The following is a 4,381-nucleotide window of genomic DNA, read 5'->3' as shown; positions in this document are numbered from 1 at the left end:
TATGGTTCTGGCAAAGTCACTAAATTTGAGTTTAGCGGGCTAAATGAAAATTTAGTGAGGAAGTCAGAGCTTGCCCCGCATTTCTGCGGGGTTCATAAAGCGTTGATTTGCAATAGCAACGAGCTCCAAACATGCTCTTAGCCGTTGCTCAAAAAACAAAACAGGCTCAACCGGTACAAGACCAGCTGAGCCTGTTGTTGTTAACGTGCTAAGGGTTAGTGGATGACCACAATCCGCTTAGTGGCTTGTCCTTCCGGCGTCTGAATACCCAGGAAGTAAGTACCTGCGGAGAGGTTAGCGGTATTGAAAGTGTAAGTGCCGCCTTTCACGCCTTCGTAGACGTTGCGCTCAATTACCCTGCCGAACATATCAACCAGTGCTACGCGCACTTCGTCTGCATATTCGTCCAGCTCCAGCTCCAGTTGGAAGGTCTCGTTAGCGGGGTTCGGGAAAACCGTCGCTTTGTTGTCCGCAAGGGTGATGTCCTCAGCATTTACGCTAAAGCCATCCAGGTGCAGGCGCACGACCGCGCGGAAGTCACCAGCCCAGCCACCAGTGTAGAGCTGATCCGTGAAGGTCATGGTGCTTAGACCAGGATAAGCTTCATTGCCAGCATAAGTGTACCAGGGTGGAATACCCAAAGCAGAGTTTACGCCGTTATACTGTGCCATGAGTAGGTAGCCGGTATTGGGCTTGAGCTCAACGGGCTCAGGGAACTCAACCGTTAGAAGATCGTAAGGCTCTTCGCTTCCGTTTAGGATATACACAGCCTGCCCTACAGGTTCGAAGGTGGAATAATCGATCTCATCACCCGTAGCGCTCTGACCGTCTCCATCCGGGTCGGTGTCATATAGCGTCAGGAAGAAAATATCGGCATCATTAAAGCCTGTACGGATGGAATCAGGGTTGCCCAAGCTGAAGGTAGCATAAGTGGCTGTCCCACCCTGACTATTGGTTTCAAAATAGTTGCCGAAGTCATATGTGAGAAGGTCTTCCACGAATCCCTCGCTAGTGGCAGCGATCCAACTGTCAACCGGCCATTCCGGGATGTTGCCGTTATCCATCTGGAACGTGAAATCTGTAACCTCAAACTGACGCCGCAGGGTATCCGCGGTCAAAGAGTTGGTGTACAACATCTCGTAGGTACCCACTCCAGCAGGTGTGTAAGGATCAAACTCAAAAGTGTGAATAGCATCGGGATTGATGGTATCCACCTCAGCAGTCAGCTTGGTTTCTATGCCGTCAGGAGCGATAATGTCTACCGTTGCCGAAACATCAAGAATGGGGGCTTCCGGATCCAGGTTAAGTAAGTTCACCTTAATGCTGTCTATCGGAGTTACCTGAGCCAGCGGCGTTCCGTAGCGGTCAGGCCCCAGGTCGCCAAAGAATCCACGCACCTGGAAAGTCCCGATTACGGTTTCACCGGCATCCAGGGCAGCAATAAATCCGGCAGCTTCGCCCGGGTCATTGATGAAGACACCCGGAATGGTGATATCCAGTGCTTTTTCGTCACCAGCAGCCATTCCGCCCGTTGGGTCGCTACCGTCGGCATTAACAAGAACAGCTGCGATCGCACCCGCTTGTTGTGCATAATAGATTTTGTCGCTGAAGAAGCATTCGCCCCGGCGCACAAGTACCATTTTGCCGGTATAGTCTACCATAGTGGAAGTGTCACAGCCCAGCGTGTCCAGCCCATCACCCGCAATATCATCATCGTCTACCCAAACGACTTCAGCTGAAACGGTGGTACGTAGCGGCTGTGTGCCCCATTCCGTAGAGTTGCTCATTGAGGTGTAGTCTCCAATGGTACGGACAAGCCCAGTGCCCGGGACTTCAAAGAAAACATCTACAGGAATGGGAGAATCGTTTGGAATCTGTGCCATCAGAGGATTGACAGCGAAACTGAAAAGGCAAAGTACTGCCAGCAGTTGGTAAAGTTTTTTCATACTAAATGGTGTTTTATTAGTTTCAAAACTAAAATTAGGCATATGTTGGCTTTCTGACAAAGTCTTTGGGCGTTAAATTTTCAAAGTTGTGCAACTTTTGAGTTTTCCAACCGTCCTTGTGATAGATTCAAGTCTGAAAAACAGGCTCTTTTGTCGATTCTATTGGCTACGCTGGTAGAAATTCCGTATTCTTGCAGTGACTTTTAAGATAGTTATAAAATGAAAAAGCCAAACACCCGAACTGTAATTTTTTCCCTGGCACTGGCAGCCAGTATTTCTGCCTACACTTTTCTCAACGTAGTTTCCACTCAATTAGATATTGTTGAAGATGCTGCTATTGAAGAAATGGATTACGAAGACCGAGTAGAGTCAGAGTCTGGCTCAGTCGTTCTTCCTGATGTGCGCCTTATTAAAAAGGTGTTTGAAGTAGGCAAGCGATTCCTGCCAGCGAGCTAAGCGACTGGTTTTTCACCTATCATTCAATCACCCGACGAAAAAAGGGGAGGCTAAATTTTTAGCCTCCCCTTTTTTCGTCGGGTTTGTTGAGCCTTTTGTAGTCAAGCCAAGTAGCAGCGTGCCACTTGCACTCAAGTGATTGAATCCTAACACGCTGCTCTTATTCTGTTGTTGCTTAACGCTTGCGGCGGGCGCGTCGGCGGGCAATACCGCCCATTTTCCTACCCTGCTTGCCTGTTTTTCCACCCGGTGCTCCCATCCCCATACCAGGCATCTTGCTCATTTTGTGCATCATCTTCCGCATTTGGTCAAACTGCTTAAGGAACATATTGATTTCCTCAATCGTCTGCCCGCACCCAGCTGCAATACGCCGTTTACGGCTCGTATTCATGAGCTCCGGGTTCGCACGCTCCTGTGGCGTCATACTGAAGATGATGGACTCTACTTTATTGAAGGCATTATTATCGATATCCAGGTTTTTGGTCATTTTGCTCATGCCCGGTATCATGCCGATCAGGCTTTTGAGATCCCCCATTTTCCGGATCTGGCCAATCTGTTCCAAGAAGTCGTTGAAGTCAAACTTGTTCTTTTTGATCTTCTTTTCCAGCTTCTTAGCCTGCTCCTCGTCAAACTGCTGTTCGGCGCGCTCCACGAAAGAGATGATATCACCCATACCTAGGATACGGCTCGCCATGCGGTCGGGGTGGAAGACATCAAGCGTGTCCATTTTTTCACCGGTGGATACAAACTTGATTGGCTTGCCCACCGTGTACTTAATGGAAAGGGCTGCACCGCCCCGGGTGTCACCATCAAGCTTAGTCAGCACCACGCCATCGTAGTTGATGCGGTCGTTGAATGCTTTGGCGGTATTCACCGCATCCTGCCCGGTCATAGAGTCAACGACAAACAGCGTTTCATTGGGCTGAATTGCTTCTTTGATATTGGAGATTTCCTCCATCATTTCTGCATCTACAGACAAACGGCCGGCGGTATCAACGATCACGACATCATGCCCGTGTGCCTGAGCATGCGCAATGCCCTTGAGTGCTATTTCCACCGGGTTCTTATTCTCTGTTTCCTTGTAGACCGGCACCTTGATTTGGTCGCCAATGACCCCCAGCTGATTGATTGCTGCCGGGCGGTAGACATCACAGGCTACGAGCAACGGGCTCTTTTTGTTGTTGACTTTCAGGTGGCGGGCAAGTTTGCCGGAGAAGGTCGTCTTACCCGACCCCTGCAGGCCGGCAATAAGCACTACCGAGGGCTTACCCTTGAGGTCGAAGCTCGCGGCTTCACCCCCCATCAGGCTGACCAGTTCGTCATTGACGATTTTGACCATCATCTCCCCCGGCTTAACAGCATTCAGTACATTTTCCTGGCCAAGCGCCTTTTCCTTGATGGTATCGGTAAATTCCTTGGCAATTTTATAGTTTACGTCAGCTGCAACCAAGGCACGGCGAATTTCCTTGACGGACTGTGCAATATTCAGTTCCGTAAGTTTATTCTCTCCTTTCAGGGTTTTAAAGGCACCCTCCAGACGTTCGCTCAGGCTATCAAACATAGATTTTGACTGATTTTGGTACAAAACGGGGCGCCATTGAAGCAGGTGTTCCGGCGCTACCTCCGTTGGTCATTCTTAATCGTGCAAAAATAAGAAAAAATACAACAACCAATTAATTAACGCGAGTCTGCCCAAGAGGTTGGGGTCGTGCCCGGTAAAATTCAATCCTTTGGTTGTATTTTGGTGAGTGGGGCGGATCCGAAAATCCTTTTTGAGTTTGTCGGCCCACTGCAGGAAATGAAGTGCAGGGGATACAAGATTGTATTAAAAAGGGTATCTTAGAGCATGTTTGGAGCGGTTTCGTCATGAAAATCAAGGATTTATGGTTCTGGCAAAGTCACTAAATTTGAGTTTAGCGGGCTAAATGAAAATTTAGTGAGGAAGTCAGAGCTTGCCCCGCATTTCTGCGGGGTTCATA

The 4,381-nt window shown here is 49.0% G+C and carries 3 protein-coding genes; 1 reads left to right on the top strand and 2 read right to left on the bottom strand.

Annotated features, from left to right (window positions below; genetic code table 11):
- Positions 1-215 precede the first annotated feature (215 nt).
- Entirely contained in the window at positions 216-1,946 is a 1,731-nt protein-coding gene (locus RIC19_RS23350) for a PA domain-containing protein (RefSeq protein WP_350180802.1), read from the bottom strand.
- Between the two features lie 219 nt (positions 1,947-2,165).
- On the opposite strand from RIC19_RS23350, the gene RIC19_RS23345 reads away from it, so the two are divergent.
- Positions 2,166-2,402: a hypothetical protein gene (locus tag RIC19_RS23345; protein ID WP_350180801.1), complete on the top strand. Its 237-nt coding sequence runs from the start codon at positions 2,166-2,168 to the stop codon at positions 2,400-2,402.
- 175 nt (positions 2,403-2,577) lie between these two features.
- On the opposite strand, the gene ffh is transcribed toward RIC19_RS23345, so the two are convergent.
- The gene (gene ffh / locus RIC19_RS23340) at positions 2,578-3,963 is read right to left on the bottom strand and encodes a signal recognition particle protein (RefSeq protein WP_350180800.1); all 1,386 of its coding nucleotides are present in this window, start codon (positions 3,961-3,963) and stop codon (positions 2,578-2,580) included.
- Positions 3,964-4,381: the final 418 nt, after the last annotated feature.

Source organism: Phaeodactylibacter sp., from assembly GCF_040219495.1.
Classification (GTDB): Bacteria; Bacteroidota; Bacteroidia; order Chitinophagales; family Saprospiraceae; genus Phaeodactylibacter.
The sequence above is the reverse complement of the archived record's forward strand: the minus strand, read 5'-3'. Positions and strand labels throughout refer to the sequence as shown.

Bases quoted from the DNA above. Each gene is read 5' to 3' on its own strand.
- ffh (WP_350180800.1), bottom strand. From the start codon at position 3,963: ATGTTTGATAGCCTGAGCGAACGTCTGGAGGGTGCCTTTAAAACCCTG.
- RIC19_RS23345 (WP_350180801.1), top strand. From the start codon at position 2,166: ATGAAAAAGCCAAACACCCGAACTGTAATTTTTTCCCTGGCACTGGCA.
- RIC19_RS23350 (WP_350180802.1), bottom strand. From the start codon at position 1,946: ATGAAAAAACTTTACCAACTGCTGGCAGTACTTTGCCTTTTCAGTTTC.